Annotated in this window: 15 protein-coding genes; 4 read left to right on the plus strand and 11 right to left on the minus strand. The window is 72.7% G+C overall.

Going from position 1 to position 17,356, the window contains the following annotated elements; all coding sequences use genetic code 11:
* Positions 1-12: 12 nt before the first annotated feature.
* The 4 genes from infB to rimP form a co-directional block, all read right to left on the minus strand.
* A complete protein-coding gene (gene infB / locus AB0K03_RS30440) occupies positions 13-3,060 on the minus strand; it encodes a translation initiation factor IF-2 (RefSeq protein ID WP_364691765.1) in 3,048 nt (1,015 codons plus the stop codon).
* A 107-nt stretch (positions 3,061-3,167) separates the two neighbouring features.
* Positions 3,168-3,524 carry a YlxR family protein gene (locus AB0K03_RS30445; protein ID WP_364692048.1) on the minus strand — a complete coding sequence of 119 codons (357 nt, stop codon included), beginning with the start codon at positions 3,522-3,524 and terminating at the stop codon, positions 3,168-3,170.
* A gap of 4 nt (positions 3,525-3,528) precedes the next feature.
* A complete protein-coding gene (gene nusA / locus AB0K03_RS30450) occupies positions 3,529-4,545 on the minus strand; it encodes a transcription termination factor NusA (RefSeq protein WP_364691768.1) in 1,017 nt (338 codons plus the stop codon).
* A complete protein-coding gene (gene rimP / locus AB0K03_RS30455) occupies positions 4,542-5,222 on the minus strand; it encodes a ribosome maturation factor RimP (protein WP_364691771.1) in 681 nt (226 codons plus the stop codon). The genes nusA and rimP overlap by 4 nt, the downstream gene beginning before the upstream one ends.
* Before the next feature lie 220 nt (positions 5,223-5,442).
* Here rimP and AB0K03_RS30460 point away from each other — a divergent pair, with 220 nt between their 5' ends.
* The 3 genes from AB0K03_RS30460 to AB0K03_RS30470 all read left to right on the plus strand — a co-directional run bounded on the left by AB0K03_RS30460 (position 5,443) and on the right by AB0K03_RS30470 (position 7,150).
* The gene (locus AB0K03_RS30460) at positions 5,443-5,910 is read left to right on the plus strand and encodes a hypothetical protein (RefSeq protein ID WP_364691774.1); all 468 of its coding nucleotides are present in this window, start codon (positions 5,443-5,445) and stop codon (positions 5,908-5,910) included.
* Positions 5,907-6,329, plus strand: coding sequence for a ferritin-like domain-containing protein (locus AB0K03_RS30465; protein WP_364691777.1), 423 nt, complete (start codon positions 5,907-5,909; stop codon positions 6,327-6,329). Before AB0K03_RS30460 ends, AB0K03_RS30465 begins: the two co-directional genes overlap by 4 nt.
* Before the next feature lie 110 nt (positions 6,330-6,439).
* Complete coding sequence (locus AB0K03_RS30470) at positions 6,440-7,150, plus strand: nucleotidyltransferase domain-containing protein (protein ID WP_364691780.1); 711 nt, start codon at positions 6,440-6,442, stop codon at positions 7,148-7,150.
* On the opposite strand, the gene AB0K03_RS30475 is transcribed toward AB0K03_RS30470, so the two are convergent.
* Positions 7,147-7,842: a VIT1/CCC1 transporter family protein gene (locus tag AB0K03_RS30475; RefSeq protein WP_364691783.1), complete on the minus strand. Its 696-nt coding sequence runs from the start codon at positions 7,840-7,842 to the stop codon at positions 7,147-7,149. The two genes, AB0K03_RS30470 and AB0K03_RS30475, sit on opposite strands and share 4 nt — an antisense overlap.
* A complete protein-coding gene (gene map / locus AB0K03_RS30480) occupies positions 7,839-8,696 on the minus strand; it encodes a type I methionyl aminopeptidase (protein ID WP_364691786.1) in 858 nt (285 codons plus the stop codon). Before map ends, AB0K03_RS30475 begins: the two co-directional genes overlap by 4 nt.
* Before the next feature lie 177 nt (positions 8,697-8,873).
* Between map and AB0K03_RS30485 the strand changes: the two genes are divergently transcribed.
* On the plus strand, positions 8,874-9,191 hold the full coding sequence (locus AB0K03_RS30485; RefSeq protein ID WP_364691789.1) for an STAS domain-containing protein: 318 nt from the start codon (positions 8,874-8,876) through the stop codon (positions 9,189-9,191).
* Here the strand turns inward: AB0K03_RS30485 and AB0K03_RS30490 are convergent.
* The 5 genes from AB0K03_RS30490 to AB0K03_RS30510 all read right to left on the minus strand — a co-directional run bounded on the left by AB0K03_RS30490 (position 9,178) and on the right by AB0K03_RS30510 (position 17,077).
* Positions 9,178-12,816, minus strand: coding sequence for a SpoIIE family protein phosphatase (locus tag AB0K03_RS30490; protein WP_364691792.1), 3,639 nt, complete (start codon positions 12,814-12,816; stop codon positions 9,178-9,180). The genes AB0K03_RS30485 and AB0K03_RS30490 overlap by 14 nt on opposite strands.
* 206 nt (positions 12,817-13,022) lie before the next feature.
* Positions 13,023-13,772, minus strand: coding sequence for a gamma-glutamyl-gamma-aminobutyrate hydrolase family protein (locus tag AB0K03_RS30495; protein ID WP_364691795.1), 750 nt, complete (start codon positions 13,770-13,772; stop codon positions 13,023-13,025).
* A 451-nt stretch (positions 13,773-14,223) separates the two neighbouring features.
* Entirely contained in the window at positions 14,224-14,940 is a 717-nt protein-coding gene (locus AB0K03_RS30500) for a gamma-glutamyl-gamma-aminobutyrate hydrolase family protein (RefSeq protein ID WP_364691798.1), read from the minus strand.
* Complete coding sequence (locus AB0K03_RS30505) at positions 14,940-15,704, minus strand: 3-oxoacyl-ACP reductase (RefSeq protein WP_364691801.1); 765 nt, start codon at positions 15,702-15,704, stop codon at positions 14,940-14,942. Before AB0K03_RS30505 ends, AB0K03_RS30500 begins: the two co-directional genes overlap by 1 nt.
* Positions 15,705-15,715: 11 nt before the next feature.
* Positions 15,716-17,077 carry an aldehyde dehydrogenase family protein gene (locus tag AB0K03_RS30510; protein ID WP_364691804.1) on the minus strand — a complete coding sequence of 454 codons (1,362 nt, stop codon included), beginning with the start codon at positions 17,075-17,077 and terminating at the stop codon, positions 15,716-15,718.
* Positions 17,078-17,356 lie beyond the last annotated feature (279 nt).

The raw sequence follows: 17,356 nt of genomic DNA on the forward strand, positions 1-17,356 counted from the left end.
ATGCCGGGGTCATCAGGCCCGCGGCTTCTCGCGCATCTCGAAGGTCTCGATCACGTCGCCCGTCTGCGGCGTGCCGAAGCCCTGCAGCGTCAGACCACACTCGAAGCCCTCGCGGACCTCGGTGGCGTCGTCCTTGAACCGCTTGAGCGAGCTGATCGTGACGTTCTCCGCCACCACGACGCCCTCGCGCAGGACGCGCGCCTTGGCGTTGCGGCGGATGAGGCCCGACCGGACCATACAACCCGCGATGAGACCGATCTTGGACGAGCGGAAGACCTCGCGGATCTCCGCCGTGCCCAGCTCGACCTCTTCGTACTCGGGCTTGAGCAGGCCCTTGAGCGCCGCCTCGATCTCCTCGATGGCCTGGTAGATCACGCTGTAGTAGCGGATCTCCACGCCGGCGCGGTCGGCCATCTCCTTGACCTTGTTCGAGGCCCGGACGTTGAAGCCGATGATCGTCGCGATCTGCTCCGACGAGGCCGACGCCAGGTTGACGTCGCTCTCGGTGATCGCACCGACGCCGCGGTGGATGACCTTGAGCTGGATCTCGTCCGGAATCTCGATCTTGAACAGCGCGTCCTCGAGAGCCTCCACCGAACCGGAGGAGTCACCCTTGATGAGCAGCGTGAGCGAGGTCTTCTCGCCCTCCTTGAGCTGCTCCATGAGCGTCTCGAGGGTGGCCCGGCCGCGCGAGTTGGCGAAGCTCGCCGCGCGGCGGCGTGCCTGCCGCTGCTCGGCGATCTGCCGCACCGTGCGGTCGTCCTCGGCGGCGAGGAACGTGTCGCCCGCGCCGGGCACCGAGGTCAGACCCAGCACCAGGACCGGACGAGCCGGCTCCGCCTCGGCCACGGTCTGGCCGTTCTCGTCGAGCATGGCGCGGACGCGGCCGTGCGCGCCACCCGCCACGATCGAGTCGCCGGCCCGCAGCGTGCCCTTCTGCACCAGGACGGTGGCGACCGCACCGCGGCCCTTGTCCAGGTGCGACTCGACCACGACACCCTGCGCGGGGCCGTCGATCGGGGCGGTGAGCTCCAGCGACGCGTCAGCGGTCAGCAGGACGGCCTCGAGCAGGTCGTCGATGCCGATGCCGGGCTTCGCCGCGACGTTGACGAACATCGTGTCGCCGCCGTACTCCTCGGCGAGGAGCCCGTAGTCGGCCAGCTGCTGGCGGACCTTCTCCGGGTTGGCGTCCGGCTTGTCGACCTTGTTGACCGCGACCACGATCGGCACCTCGGCCGCCTTGGCGTGGTTCAACGCCTCCACCGTCTGCGGCATGACGCCGTCGTCGGCGGCCACGACCAGGATGACGATGTCCGTCGCCTGGGCACCACGGGCACGCATGGCGGTGAACGCCTCGTGACCCGGGGTGTCCAGGAAGGTGATGGCACGGTCGGTGCCGTTGTGCTGGTAGCCCACCTGGTAGGCGCCGATGTGCTGGGTGATGCCACCCGCCTCGCCGGCCACCACGTTGGTCTTGCGGATCGCGTCGAGCAGCTTCGTCTTACCGTGGTCGACGTGACCCATGACGGTCACGACCGGCGGCCGGGTGACGAGGCGGTCCTCGTCGACGTCGGCGTCGAGGTCGATGTTGAACTGCGCGAGCAGCTCACGGTCCTCGTCCTCGGGGCTGACGATCTGGACGTTGAAGCCCAGGTGCTCGCCGAGCAGCAGCAGCGTGTCGTCGGAGCACGACTGCGTCGCCGTCACCATCTCGCCCAGGTTGAACATCTCCTGGACCAGCGAGCCGGGGTTCGCGTTGATCTTGTCGGCGAAGTCGGAGAGCGACGCGCCGCGCGACAGCCGGATCTCCTGACCCTGACCGCGCGGGGCGCCCGAGCTCATCTGCGGAGCCGACAGGTTGTCGAACTCCTGACGCCTCTGCTTCTTCGACTTGCGGCCACGGGTCGGCCGGCCACCGGGACGCCCGAAGGCACCCGCGGCACCGCCGCCACGACCGCGACCGCCACCACCCGGACGACCGGGGGCGCCGCCGACCGGGCCGCCGCCACCGCCACCGGGACGGAAACCGCCACCGGCACCGCCGCCGCCACCGGGACCGCCGCGGTAGCCACCGCCACCGCCGCCACCGGGACCGCCGCGGTAACCGCCGCCACCGGCACCGCCGCCGCCACCGGGACGGAAACCGCCGCCACCGGGACCGCCACGACCGCCGCCACCGGGACCGCCGGGGCGGCCGGTGCCGGGCCCGGCGGGACGGCCGGGACGCTGCGCGGGCATGGACGCGGGGCTGGGCCGGGGCGGCATCGAGGCAGGGCTCGGCCGCGGCGGCATACCCGCGGGGTTGGGACGCGGCATCGCCGACGGGGTCGGGCGGGCGCTCGCGCCACCCGAGACGCCGAACGGGTTGTTACCGGGACCGCGGGCCGGCGGACGCGGGGCGCCACCGGCCGGGCCGGGACGACCCGGCGCCGGAGCGCCCGGCGTGCCGGGACGCGCGGCCGCGGGAGAACCGGGACGCGGCGGGACCGAACCCGGGCCCGGGGGCCGCGGGCGGGAGGTGCCGTCGGCCGGGGGCTGCTGCGCCCGGCGTTCGGCGTCGCGGGTACGGGCGGCCTGAGCAGCCTTCACCGCGGCTTCCTGTTCGGCCTTGAGCGCCGAGGCGCGGGCCTCGGCGGCCGCCACCTCGATGTCGTGCGCGCTCGCCGGCTTGGCGACCGGGCCGGGCGTGGGGCCCGGACGGCCAGGGACCGGCGGCTTGGGCCGGGCCAGCGAGCCGGGGCTCGGCGCCGGGGACGCGGGCGCGCTGGGCGCTTCCGCGGCCGGGGCCGTGGGCCGGCGCGGCGGCTGCGGCCGGGCGGTCGTGGGGTTGGGACGGGGCGCGCTGGGCGCGGGGGCGCTCGGCGCCGCCGCAGCGGGCGCCGCCGGAGCGGCACCGTTCTGGGCGTCGAGGGCACCCCTCAGCCGTCGGGCCACGGGGGCCTCGACCGTGCTGGATGCGGACTTGACGAACTCGCCCATCTCCTTGAGCTTGGCGAGAACGGTCTTGCTGTCGACCCCGAGCTCCTTCGCGAGCTCGTGTACGCGGGCCTTACCTGGCACTGCACTCCTCACTTCGAGGTCGTGCGAGCCGAACCCGCAGCGACCTCACTCCTGCACTTGAAGCCTGGTCATTTCAGGGACTTCATCGTGTGCTCATGTCGGTCGTCCTACCTTGCTGGGTCGTGACGAAGCTCCGACGCCTCGTCATCGGTCTTTCCGGGCGGCATGACCGCGCGGATGTGCTCGGCAAGCAAGCCGGTGTCAGCAACACCGGTGAGACGCAGCGCGCGCCCGAAAGCACGTCGCCGCTCCGCCTGCGCGAAGCAAGCCGGATCTGGATGCAGGTGCGCTCCCCGACCCGGCAGTCGGCGGCCCGGATCGGGCTGAAGCCGGAGATGGTCTCCCGCTCCGACCGCGACGAACCGCACTAACTGGGAGGTCGGCACGCGTGAGCGACAACCGATGCACGTTCGCACCGGGCCGACCTCCGAAAAGTCTACCCCTCGTACGCGCGGTCCGCGTATCCGGTCAGCTTCCCGTCTCGGCGGCATCCCGCTCCCCGGCCGTGGCCGGCTCGTTGTCGGGCCGGATGTCGATGCGCCACCCGGTCAGCCGGGCCGCGAGCCGGGCGTTCTGCCCCTCCCGCCCGATCGCCAGGGAGAGCTGGAAGTCGGGCACGGTGACGCGGGCGGTGCGGGACGCGGCGTCCACCACCTCCACACGCAGGGCTTTCGCCGGCGAGAGCGCGTTGCCGACGAACTGCGCCGGATCGTCCGACCAGTCGATGATGTCGATCTTCTCGCCGTGCAGCTCGCTCATCACCGCGCGGACCCGCTGGCCCATCGGACCGATGCAGGCGCCCTTGGCGTTGACCCCGGGCACGGTCGAACGGACCGCGATCTTCGTACGGTGACCTGACTCACGTGCGATGGCCGCGATCTCCACCGTGCCGTCGGCGATCTCGGGAACCTCGAGCGCGAACAGCTTCTTGACGAGGGCCGGGTGCGAGCGCGACAGAGTGATCTGCGGTCCGCGGAAACCCTTGGCCACGTGCACGACGATGGCCCGGATCCGGGAGCCGTGCTCGTACGTCTCGCCGGGGACCTGCTCGGCCTGCGGGAGCACCGCCTCGAGCTTGCCCAGGTCGACGATCACGATGCCCTTCTCGGCCCGCGCGGCGTCCGCCTGCACGATGCCGGTGACCAGGTCACCGTCGCGGCCGGCGTACTCACCGAAGTGCGCCTCGTCGGTCGCCTCACGCAGCCGCTGCAGGATGACCTGCTTGGCGGTCATGGCCGCGATGCGCCCGAAGTCGTGCGGGGTGTCGTCCCACTCCCGGACGACCGTGCCGTCGGAGTCGAGCTCCTGGGCGTACACGGAGGCCGTACCGGTCTTGCGGTCGATCTCCACCCGGGCGTGGCTCTCCGCGCCGTCGGTGTGCCGGTACGCGGTCAGCAGCGCGGTCTCGATCGCCGCGAGGATCGTCTCGAACGGGATCTCCCGCTCGCGCTCCAGGGCGCGCAGCGCCGCGAGGTCGATGTTCACCTCTCCTCGCCCTCCCCATCCTCGTCGTCGTCTTCATCGTCGTCGTCCTCGCCGGCGTCGTCGTCCTCGCCGGCGTCGTCGTCCTCGTCCGGGAAGACGGCCTCGTCGAGCCGCTTGAACTCGATCTGCACCTTGCCGGGCCCCAGGTCGGCGTACGCGACCTCGCGGGCCTCGCCGTCGACGTCCAGCGTCACGCCGGAGTCGCCCGCCTGGGTGACGCGCCCGGTGACCGACCGGCCCGCGATGGTCACCGTGACGAGCCGGCCGGCGTTGCGCCGCCAGTGCCGCGGAAGCGTCAGCGGCCGGTCCACGCCGGGCGAGCCCACCTCGAGCTGATACTCGCCGGCGAGCACCTCGCCCTCGGCCTCCTCGGCGGCGTCGAGCGCGGCGGAGATCTCCCGGGACACGACGGCCACGTCGTCCAGGCTGATGCCCCCGTCGGCGTCTACGAGCACCCGCACGAGGTGGCGACGGCCGGCGCGGGAGAGGTTCACCTCTTCGAGGTCGTACCCCGCGGCCGCGACGACCGGCTCGATCACCGCGCGGACCCGGGCCCGGGCGGCCACGAGGTCGATGCGCGGGGCGGCCGGCACGGGCGGCTGGGCGGAGGCGTCGCGGCCCCGGCTGCCGGAGCGGCGGTTCGCCGGCCGGGCACCGGTGCGACCACGCTGCGTCATCGGCGCCAACCCTTCTGCTCGAATCCGGCGGGCGGCGGGCCGCTCACCGGTGGATCGCCGGGAACACCGGCATGCCACCGGGGCGATTTCCCCGGCGGCTGACGCAGAGCGTAACGCGCCGCGGCCCGGGCCCGGCCGCCGCCGCACCGAATCCGCGCCATGCGCAGGTCAGCGACGTGCGGGCGCGGGCGTCGCACCGAGCGTTCGGCGGGCGGCACGGATGGTGTTGACTGACCGGGTGGACAGACGTCAGCTCCTGGGCGCCGCGGGAACGGCCGTGGCCGCCTCCACGCTCGCGGGCTGCGGGCTCTTCGACGACGACCCCGAGCCTGCGCCGCGGCCCGACGCGCTGCAGCCGGTGCTCGACGAGGCGTTGCGGCTGGCCGCGGCGTACGACCGCGCCACCGCCGCCCAGCCGGGCCTGCAGAAACGGCTGAGCCCGCTCGCCGAGGACCACCGGGCGCATGCGGCCGCGCTGGCGGAGCTGATCGGGGTCACCCTGCCGTCGGCGGTCGCGTCGGCCCCGGCCGGCGGGGACGCGGCCCAGACGGTGGCGGCGCTGCGCAAGGCCGAGCAGGCGGCCCAGAAGACGGCGGTCGCGGCCTGCCGCACTGCTCCGGCGCAGCGCGCCGCGCTGGTCGGTTCGATCGCGGCCGCGCGGGCCGCGCACGCGGAGGCGTTGCGGTGAACGCCCAGATGGCGGCCGCCCTGGCGGCCGAGGAGGCGGCGATCTACGCGTACGGGGTCCTGGGCGTGAAGCTCACCGGTACGGGTGACCGCACGCAAGCCCGCGCCGCGGAGGACGTCCACCGGGACCGCCGCGACGTGCTCGTCGCCCGCCTGGCGGAGTTGCGGGCCACTCCGGCGCCCGCCCCGGCCGGTTACGAGCTGCCGTTCGAGATCACTGACCGGGAGAGCGCGCTGAAGCTGGCGATCCAGGTGGAGGACGGGGTGGCCCAGGCGTGGCGGGCCGTGCTTCCGGTCACCGAGGAGGGCGACCGCGCCACGGCGCTCAGCGCGCTGATCGACTCGGCCGTGCGGGCCACCCGGTGGCGGCGCCTCGGCTCGGTGACGCCGGCGACCATTCCCTGGCCGGGACGCCCCTGACGGACGCCGGACCGGCCGGCACCGGACCCGGCCGGCCGCCGGGCGACCCCGTGAGCATCCCGTCACGGACAGCTCTTCACAGTGCGGTCGGCGTACCCGAGAATCAAGCGGTGTCGACGGACGAGATCGACTTGGGCAATCCGCGGTGGTATCTGGCCACGCGGCTGCGTGACGTGGTCCAGCATCGATGGTCGGCCGAGGTGCGAGCGATCGGCGTACACGGGTCGATGGCGCACGGCGATGACAGCGACCAGAGCGACATCAACATGGTCGTGGTCACGTACCGTCAGGGTGCCGGTCCCCGGCCGGCGCTGCGCCGCGTCGACGGTATCCTCGTCGACCTCAGCATCGTGACCGGCGACGACGGCCTGCGGCGAGCCCGCGAGCTGACCCCGCGGTGGCCGCTGGAAGCGGACCGCTATCTGACCGTGCGTGACCTGTACGACCCGCGCGGCTGGTTCGCCCAGCAGCGCGACTGCCACCTGGCGAAGCTCGCCGAGACCCGTCCCGGGGAGTTCAGCGGGCTGGCGCGGCGCAACTGGTGCATCGCCTCCGCGGCGCACGCCCGCGCGGTACGCCTCGCCGAGTGGTACGAGACCGACGCCGCGCTCGTGCTGATGGCCGAGGCCCGCCTGCACGCCGCCATGGTGACCGGGCTGCTCAGCCGGACGTACTTCCGCAACCGCGCCGACGCGGTCAAACGCACCGGTCTGGCGGGTGCGGACATGACCGAGCTGGGCGCGGTGCTCAAGAGCCAGGCCGAGGAGCTGACCGCGCGGGGCCGCCCGGTGGACGGCCCCTTGAACGCGCTGTTCGACTAGGAGACGCCGACGCCGATCAGCGAGCCGATGACGTACGTGGCGCCGGCCGCCGCCGCACCCAGCAGCAGCTGCCGCACCCCACTGCGCCACCACGGCTGACCGGTGAAGCGCGCGACGATCACCCCGGCCGCGAAGAGCCCGGCGCCCCCGACGGCCAGGGCGAACGCGAGGCTGTCGAAGCCCAGCAGGTACGTCAGCAGCGGCACGACCGCGCCGATGGAGAAGCACACGAACGAGGACACCGCGGCGGTCCACGGGCTGGGCAGCTCGTCCGGGACCACACCCAGCTCCTCCTGGGCGTGCACCCGCAGCGCCTTCTCCGGGTCAGCCTTGAGCACGTCGGCGACCTGACGCGCCAGGTACTCCGGGAGGCCGCGCGCGGTCCACATCTCGACCAGCTCGTCGGCCTCGCCCTCCGGGTTCTCGCGCAGCTCCCGCAGCTCCTTGTCGAGCTCCGCGGCGACCTGGTCGTTCTGCGTACGGACGCTGGTGTACTCGCCCAGGCCCATCGAGATCGCCCCGGCCACCAGGCCCGCCACGCCGGTGAGGATCAGCGTGTGCCGGTCCACGCCACCGCCGCCGACGCCGGCGATCAGGGCGATGTTCGTCACCAGGCCGTCCATCGCGCCGAACGTCGCCGCGCGCAGCCAGCCACCCGAGACGTCGGCGTGGTGGTGTTCGACCGCGGTCACGGCAGGGTGAGGATCTCGTACCCGTCCTCCGTCACCACCAGCGTGTGCTCGAACTGGGCCGTCCACTTGCGGTCCTTCGTGACGACCGTCCAGCCGTCGCGCCACATCTCGTACTCGTGGGTGCCCAGCGTGATCATCGGCTCGATGGTGAAGGTCATGCCGGGTTCCATGACGGTGTCGAGCCGCGGGTTGTCGTAGTGCGGGATGTAGAGCCCGCTGTGGAACGTCTCGCCGATGCCGTGGCCGGTGAAGTCACGCACCACGCCGTAGCCGAAGCGGCGGGCGTACGCCTCGATCACCCGGCCGATCGCGTTGATCGGCCGGCCCGGCGCCACGACCCGGATGCCGCGCATCATCGCCTCGTGGGTGCGCTCCACGAGCAGCCGGGCCTCCTCGCTGACCTCGCCCACGCAGAACGTCGCGTCCGTGTCACCGTGCACGCCGTCGAGGTAGGCGGTCACGTCCACGTTGACGATGTCGCCGTCCTCGAGCACGGTCGTGTCCGGGATGCCGTGGCAGATGACCTCGTTGAGCGACGTGCAGCAGGACTTGGGGAAGCCCTTGTACCCGAGCGTCGACGGGTACGCCCCGTGGTCGATCAGGAACTCGTGCACCACCCGGTCGATCTCGTCGGTGCTGACCCCCGGCTTGCAGTGCTCACCGGCGAGCTGGGTGGCCTGCGCCGCGAGCCGCCCGGCGACCCGCATCTTCTCGATCGTCTCCGGCGTCTGCACGTGCGACCCGCGCCACTCTTTCGGGCGCTTCTTGCCGACGTACTCGGGACGGACGATCTGCGGGGGCACCGCCCGCACGGGCGACAGCTTCCCGGGGGTGAGCGGGGCGCGGACGGTCATGCTCGTCCCTTTCTGGGCAGGCCGTCCTGGGCCTCACCGGCGCGGCCGGCGGCCGCTGACAGGAGGCGCGGCTCGGTGCAGTGGGTCATCGCCCCAGCCTATCGCCGGGCCGACCGGCGCCCGGCGGAGCGTGCACCGGTTGTTGCCGCCCCCGGGCCCCTGTGTAATCGTGTCTGCGTGGATCAAGACGGGCCGGAGAGCATCTTCTCGGCCACCACGTCGGTGGCCGGCGACCGCGTCACCGTGGTGGTGGCCGGCGAGGTGGACATGTCGACGGCGGACCGGATGTTCCGGGCGGCCACCGGTGGCGGCGGCGCCGCGGTGACGCTCGACCTGCTCGGCGTCACCTTCTTCGACTCGGCCGCGATCCACGCGCTCATCCGGCTCGCCGAGCGCTTCCCCGCGGCACTGACGGTCATCCCGTCCCCCCAGGTGCGCCGGGTGCTCGACATCTCCGGGCTGGGCAACCAGCCCTGGCTGGTCACGAGCGGCTGAGGCTCCGGCGCAGGGTCACGGCGGTTCCCGCCTCCGACCGCGCCACCGACAGCTCCGACAGGGCGCCGATCAGCGCCAGGCCGCGGCCACGGAAGCCGGTGCCCCCCGAGGGTCGCCAGCTGCCGGTGTCGCGGACGGTGGCGGTCACCACGTCGTCGTCCAGCGACACCTCGACCGTGACCACCGGCTCGGCCGGGGCGATGGGATGCTCGATGGCGTTCGCCGCCGCCTCCGACACCGCCACGAGCAGGTCGAAGACGTCGTTCTCCGGCACGTCGTTGGCGGTGAGGAAGTCCTCCAGCCGCCGGCGCAGCACGCTCAGCCGGGTGGGGTCGGCCGGCAGCCGCAGGACGAACTCGCGCGGGTCCGTCGCCTGCAGCGCCAGCAGGGCGATGTCGTCGCGGCGGGTGTGCCGGGCCGCCTTGCCGAGCAGGTTGTCGAGCAGGTCCTCGACGTGGTCGGCCGGCTCGGCCAGGTCCGCGCGGACCTCGGCGAGGCCCGCGTCGATGCCGACCCGCCGGTCCTCCACCAGGCCGTCGGTGTAGAGCAGCAGCCGGTCCCCCGGCTCGAGCTTCGTGTGCAACGTCGGGTAGTCCGAGTCGCTGAGCGCTCCCACCGGCGGGCCCAGCGCGGTGGTGTAGAGGAACTGCCCCTCCTTGCCGGGGGCGGCCAGCACCGGCGACGGGTGGCCCGCCGCGGAGAAGCGCAGGTCACGCGTACGGGGATCGAAGCGTACGCACACCACCGTGGCGAACTGCCGCCGTCCGAGGTTGTCCACCAGCCGGTTCAGCCGGGTCAGCGCCTCCCCGCAATCGAAGCCCTCGAGGATGTACGCCCGCAGCGCGTTGCGCAGCTGCCCCATGCCCGCGGCGGCCTGCACCCCCTTGCCGACCACGTCCCCGATCACGAGGACGAGCTGGTCGTCGGGGGCGGTGATGACGTCGTACCAGTCGCCACCCACCTCCGCCTCGCTGCTGCCCGGCAGGTAGCGGCTCGCGACGATGGCCCCCGGCACCCGCGGCAGCGACTGCGGCAGCAGGCTGTGCTGCAGCGTGCTGGCGATGCGGTGCTCCGCCTCGTAGAGCCGCGCGTTCTCCAGGCGCAGGCCGATCAGACGCGCCAGCTGGGTCAGCACCACCGGCTCGGCCGGCCCGTCGGCACCCGACCAGACCTTGAGCTCACCCAGCGGCGCCCCGGAGGTGTCCGGCAGGACCAGCACCGCGTCGGGCTCGGCCGAGGAGGGCGCGCCGCCGTCCACCTCGGCGCGGGCGCCCGGCGCGGTCACCACGACCCGGCCGGCCGAGGTCATGCCGCGTACGTGCCGGGCGGCCACGTGGAGCACCTCGGCTGTCGTGCGTACGGTGTTGACCGCCGCCGCCGCGTCGACCAGGCCCCGCAGCCGGCTGATGATCTGCCGCCGGAGCTGGCCCAGCTCGAGGTTGGCACGGACGCGGGCGGTCAGGTCGCGCGCCGAGAAGGGCTTGACCAGGTAGTCGTCGGCGCCCGCCGACAGCCCCTCCACGGAGGACTCCTCGCCGGCACGGGCGGACAGCACGACGATGGGCACGTCGCGGGTACGCTCGTCGGCGCGCAGCGCCTTGATCAGCCCGAAACCGTCCAGCCGCGGCATCATCACGTCGGTCAGGACCAGGTCGAACGGCTCCTGCCGGGCCCGGTCGAGCGCGTCGCGGCCGTCGACGGCCGTCGTGACATCGAAGTACGGCCGCAGCAGCCGCGCGACGTGGTCCCGCAGATCGGCGTTGTCGTCGGCGAGCAGCACCCGGCCACGCCTGGCGTCCTTGACCTCACCGGGGCTCACCGGCGCGGCCGCCGGCTGCTCGAGCTCGCCGATCCACCAGTGCGCCTCCTCGACGTACAGCCGTGCCTGATCGTCCGGGGCCGACGCGCTGCGCTCGTCGATGATCCGGTCGGCGGGCAGGTGCGCGGTGCCCAGCGGGACGGTGACCGTGAACGTGCTGCCGACGCCCAGCTCGCTGCGCGCGGTGGCCGTACCGCCGTGCAGCTCGGCCAGCTCGCGGACCAGGGCCAGGCCGATGCCCGTACCCTCGTGGCTGCGCGACCAGGCACCGGTGACCCGGTGGAAACGGTCGAAGAGCAGCTTCTGCTCGTCGGCGCTGACGCCGACGCCGGTGTCCTCGACCTCCAGCACCGCGGAGCCGTCCCGTTCGGCCAGGCGCACGGTGATGCCGCCGGACGCGGTGAACTTGACCGCATTGGAGAGCAGGTTGAAGACGATCTTCTCCCACATCTCCTGGTCGACGTGCACCGGCTGGGTCAGCGGCGGGCAGTCGACCACGAGGGCGAGGCCGGCCCGCTCCGCGGCCGACCGGAAGGTGCTCACCAGCCGCGCGGTGTAATCCGCGAGATCGGTCGGCCGGTACGCCGCGCGCAGCCGCCCCGACTCCAGCCGCGAGAAGTCCAGCACCGTGTTGACCAGCCGCAGCAGGCGCAGCCCGTTGCGCTGCATCGGCAGCAGCCGTTCGCGCTGGTCGCCGGTGAGGCCCTGGTCGGTGAGCAGATCCTCCAGCGGGCCGAGGATCAACGTCAGCGGCGTACGGAACTCGTGGCTGACGTTCGAGAAGAAGTTCGTCTTCGCGGCGTCCAGCGCCGCCAGCTGGGCGGCCCGCCGGCGTTCCTGCTCGTACGCCCGCATGCCCGCGACCGCCCGCGAGATCTGCGACGTGGCGAGATCCAGGAAGTCCCGGTAGACGTCGTCCAGGGCCAGATACCGGCTGACCCCGATGATCAGCACGCCGACCTGGCTGGTGCCGGCGCCCACCGGAAGCACCAGCGCCTGCTCCGCCGCCGGCTCGGGCGGCTCATCGGTGAGCGCCGCGAGCGGCAGGGTCCCCGCCCGCCCGGCATGCATCACCTCCTCCGCCGTCCGCAACGCCGCGCCTCCCAGCGGCCGGAGCGCCGCGGCCGCGACGCCGCAGACACCGGCCAGGCCCAGCTCGCCGCCGTCCTCCGGATCGTCCAGGTACAGCGCCGCGAACGGCACGTCACCGGGGTTCTCGCCGAGCACCCGGGCGGCCTGGCGGCCCAGCGACGCCTGATCCGGCGAGTCCGCCAGCCGCGAGCCGAGCCGGCTCAGCGTCCGTACCCGGCGGTCGGCCAGCACCCGCCGCGTCGTGTCGCCGACGATGCAGAACACGCCGGTCACCGTGCCGTCCTGGCTGCGGATCGGGTCGTACGAGATGTCGAAGTACGTCTCCTCGAGGAACCCGTACCGCTCGAGCATGAACGGGTGATCGCCGGCGTAGTACGACTCGTCGGCGGCGGCCACCCCGTCGAACAGCTCCTGCAGCAACGACCAGATCTCGGCCCACATCTCCCGGCCGGGCCGGCCCAGATGGCTCGGGTGCTTGCTGCCCATCGTGGTGATGTAGGCGTCGTTGTAGAGCGCGCAGTAGTCCGGACCCCAGAAGATCACGATCTGTGCCTTCGAAGCCAGCATCGTCGCCACGGCGTAAACCAGCTCCGCCGGCCACTGCGCGGGCTCGCCGAGCGGGGTCTCCGCCCAGTCCAGGGCGAGCATCCGCCCGCCCATCTCGCCGCCGCGCTCGAACGCCGTCCGCAGCTGTTCCGGCAGGGCGCCGCCCATGCATCCTCCCGGACGTGTCCGTTCCAACGAGACCTGCACGGTAACCGTAGCTACCCTTGCGCGCGCGGCAACCCCGGGTCTCGGGCTGACCGCCGGTGTGCCGGCTTGCCCCAAGCTTGGTGGTGTGACCTCGGCTTTCCGGCTGACCGCCGGTACCGATCCCGGTCCGGCGCCGCCCGGGCGTCCGGGTCGTCCCCGGCGTGCGGTCAGGCGGCCAGGGCGGACGTGCCGAGGCCGGCGCGGCGTGCCGCAGCCTCCGCCAGCGCCGCGAAGACGCGCAGGTCACCGGTGCGTTCCGGATGCCACTGCACGCCCAGCGCGAACTCCCGGTCCCGGTCCTCGAGGATCTCGACGACCTGGTCGTCCGGGCACCAGCCGCTGATCGTGAACGTCCCCGGGTCCTCCACCGCCTGGTGGTGGAACGAGTTCACGGTGATCCGCCCGCCGAGCAGCGCCATCGCGCGCGACCCGCGCTGCAGTTCGACGTCGTGACGCCCGAACGAGGAGGCGTCCGCCGCGAGCGGGTCGGTTCCGGCGGCGGCCCGGTGCCGTTCGTGGCCGATCACGTCGGGCACGTGCTGGTGCAGCGAACCCCCGGTGGCCACGGCCATGACCTGCATGCCCCGGCACACGCCGAGCACGGGTACGTCGGCCTCCAGCGCCGCCCGCATCAGCATCAGCTCGGCGGCGTCCCGGCCCGGATCGGCCTCGGTGGCCGGATGCGGCTCGGCGCCCCAGTGCGCGGGATCGATGTCCCCGCCACCGGCGAACACGATGCCGTCCAGCGACTCCAGCACGTCGATCCCCGGATCATCGGGAGTGATCAGGACTGCGCGGCCCCCGGTGGCGTGCACCGCCTTGACGTAGGACATGGGCAGCATCCCGGCCATGACGTCGTTGCCGTTGTACGTGACGTGCTCGGCGTACGAGGTCAGTCCGATCAAGGGCCTGCGCATGCGGCGATCCTCCTCGGTCTCCAGATCTTCGCTATCGGCCGGCGGGTACGGCGCCTGAGCGGATTGCCGCTGAAACGGCAAGCGGGAACTCCGACGCCGGGCCCGTTCCGGCGCTCCGGTGGGCGGCGATCATCGACGGGTACGAGAGCCGGCGCCTTCGCCGGCCTGGTGATGTCTATGACCGGACTCCGGGCGACTAATCATGCTGAGAGCGCCCGAGGAGCCGTCCCGCGCGGCGCTGCGGCATCCGACGCCGTCGTCGGCGAGCCGCCCGTCGTGGGGTTTCCATCCATTTCCACCATTATCGCCGCGTCTCGATGCCGGCGATCAAGCCCGTCACTCCATCGAGGGGCCGGGGTGGTTCCTCCAACCGTAACCGCCTGTCGTGGAAAACGACCGGCTCAGCGCGGCGGGCAACCGGTCGGACCGCCGCACGCGCGCCTATCCCCGCTCACCCTCGCGAGGTCGCCCGCCGGCTCTCATACTCCCGGGCCGCCGCCACGAGCGCCCCGAACAGCCGCTTGTCCCGTACCACCTCCGGGTGCCACTGCACCCCCAGCACGAACGCCTTCGACGGCTCCTCCACCGCCTCGACCAGCCCGTCCTCCGTACGCCCGGTCACCGTCAGCGACCCGGCATCGGCCACGCCCTGGTGGTGGTAGCACTGGACCCGGCGGTCCTCGCCCATGAGCGCGGCGACCCGGCTGCCCGGGGCGAACGTGACCTCCTGATGCCCGTACACGGCGGGCGCCGGCCGGTGTCCCTCGTGGCCGACCACGTCGGGGATGTGCTGGTGCAGTCTGCCGCCCGCGGCCACCGTGAGGAGCTGCATGCCCCGGCAGACGCCGAGCACCGGCATGTCGCGGTCGAGGGCGGCCCGGGCCAGCAACAGTTCCGCGGCATCGCGCTCGGGACGGGTGACGGTCAGCGGCGCGGGGCTTTCGCCGTACAGCTCCGGGTCGAGGTCCGCGCCGCCGCTGAGCACCAGGCCGTCGAGCACGGCGAGCACGTCGGCGTCGAGGTCGTCGGGGGGCAGCAGCACGGCGCGTCCCCCGGCGGCGGTCACCGCGGCGACGTAGTCGTGCGGGATCAGCGCGGTGGGCAGGTCGTGCCACACGCCCCAGGTGGCCGGTTCCACATAGGTGGTGATGCCGATGACGGGACGCATCACAGCGGGGTGACGTACGCGCCGGTGATGCCGCCGTCCACCACGAACTGGGCGGCGGTCATGAAGGAGGCGTCGTCGCTGGCGAGGAACGCGACGGCCGCCGCGATCTCCTCCGGCTCGGCGAACCGGCCCATCGGCACGTGCACGAGCCGGCGTGCGGCACGCTCGGGGTCCTTGGCGAACAGGTCCATGAGCAGCGGCGTCGCGACCGGTCCGGGGCACAGCGCGTTGATGCGGATGCCCTCGCGCGCGAACTGCACGCCGAGCTCACGGGTCATGGCCAGCACCCCGCCCTTGCTCGCCGTGTACGCGATCTGCGACGTGGCCGCCCCGAGCAGCGCGACGAACGAAGCGGTGTTGATGATCGAGCCCTTGCCCTGGCGCTGCATGTGCGGGATCGCGTACTTGCAGCAGAAGAAGACGCTCGTGGTGTTGACCTTGAGCACCCGTTCCCAGGCTTCGATGCCGGTGACGAGGATGGAGTCGTCGTCGGGCGGCGAGATACCGGCATTGTTGAAGGCGATGTCCACCCGCCCGTGCCGTTGCACCACCCCGTCGAACAGCGCACGCACCGATTCCTCGTCGCTGACGTCGCACGCCACGAACTCCCCGCCCACTTCGTCGGCGACGGCCTTGCCGGCCTCGGCCGAGATGTCGACGCAGATCACCTTGGCGCCCTCGGCGGCGAACCGCCGCGCGGTGGCCAGCCCGATCCCGCTGCCCGCTCCGGTGATGACGGCGACCCGATCCTGCAAACGCTCCACTGCCGACCCTCTCAGCTGTCCGTCGAGATGAACACGTTCTTGACGTCGGTGAAGCTGAGCAGCGCGTCGGGTCCCAGCTCGCGGCCGAACCCGGACTGCTTCATCCCCCCGAACGGCGTCCAGTAGCGCACCGAGGAGTGCGAGTTGACGCTCAGGTTGCCGCTCTCCACCCCGCGGGACACCCGCAGCGCGCGCCCGAGATCGCGTGTCCAGATGGAGCCGGACAGGCCGTACTCGGTGTCATTGGCCAGTTCGATCGCCTCGGCCTCGTCGTGGAACGGCATGACCGACAGCACCGGCCCGAACACCTCCTCGCGCCAGTGCCGATCGCTCGACGAGCGCGCCAGCAGCACGGTCGGCGGGAACCACCAGCCGTCGCCGCCGGGCGCCTCCCCGGTGAAGGCGACCTCGGCATCGCCGGTGTAGGACGCGACCTTGTCCCGGTGCGCGGCCGAGATCAGCGGCCCCATCTCGGCGGTGTCGAGCGCCGGGTCCTGCACCCGGAACGCCTTCACGGCGGGCTCCAGCAAGGACAGGAACCGCTCGTACACGGACTCCTGCACCAGCAGCCGCGACCGCGCGCAACAGTCCTGCCCGGCGTTGTCGAAGACGCCTCCGGGTGCGGTCGCCGCGGCCCGCTCCAGGTCCGCGTCGGCGAACACGATGTTGGCGCTCTTGCCGCCCAGCTCGAGCGTCACCCGTTTCACCTGGTCGGCGCAGCCCGCCATGATGGATTTCCCGACGGGCGTCGACCCGGTGAAGCAGACCTTGCGGACGGCGGGATGCGTGACGAACCGCTGCCCCACCACGCTGCCTTTGCCGGGGATGACGGTGAACACGTCCTCCGGGAACCCCGCCTCCAGGGCGAGCTCCCCCAGCCGGATCGCGGTGAGCGGCGTCAACTCGGCCGGCTTGAGCACGACGGTGTTGCCGGCCGCCAGCGCAGGCGCGAACCCCCACCCGGCGATCGGCATCGGGAAGTTCCACGGCACGATGATGCCGACGACCCCGAGCGGCTCGTGAAAGGTCACGTCGAGGCCGCCGCCGACGGGAATCTGCCGCCCGGACAGCCTCTCCGGCGCCCCCGCGTAGTAGTCGAGCACGTCGCGGACGTTCCCGGCCTCCCAGCGGGCATTCCCGATGGTGTGCCCCGAATTGCGCACCTCGAGCCCGGCCAGCTCCTCGATGTGAGCATCGACGACGGCAGCAAAACGCCGCAACAATCGCGCCCGGTCCCCGGGCGCCACCTGACGCCACGACCGGAAGGCCCGCCCGGCACGCTCGATCGCGGCATCGGTCTCGGCAAGCCCGTTCGACGGTACGGCCGTGAGCACCGCCCCGGTCGCGGGATTGATCACATCAGTGCTGTCCACGACCCACCTCCTCGCGCATCATCACACGCCATCACCGACCCACCGTCGCTCCCCCGACAAACATCACCGCAGCTCGCGGCCCCGATGCGAGCCCGAGCCGACCCGAGAGGCACCAGCCGCCGGCCCAACCACCGGGCCCAACCACCAAGCCCACACGCCGCACCCACCAGGCCGCCCACCGGGCACACCCGCCAAGCCCGCCGATCGGGTCCACACGCCGGGCCACCCGCCAGGGCCCACATCCGACCACCTGCCGGGCCCGCACCCGGCCGATGCCGG

The sequence above is a fragment of the Actinoplanes sp. NPDC049316 genome, assembly GCF_040677315.1.
GTDB lineage: Bacteria > Actinomycetota > Actinomycetes > Mycobacteriales > Micromonosporaceae > Actinoplanes.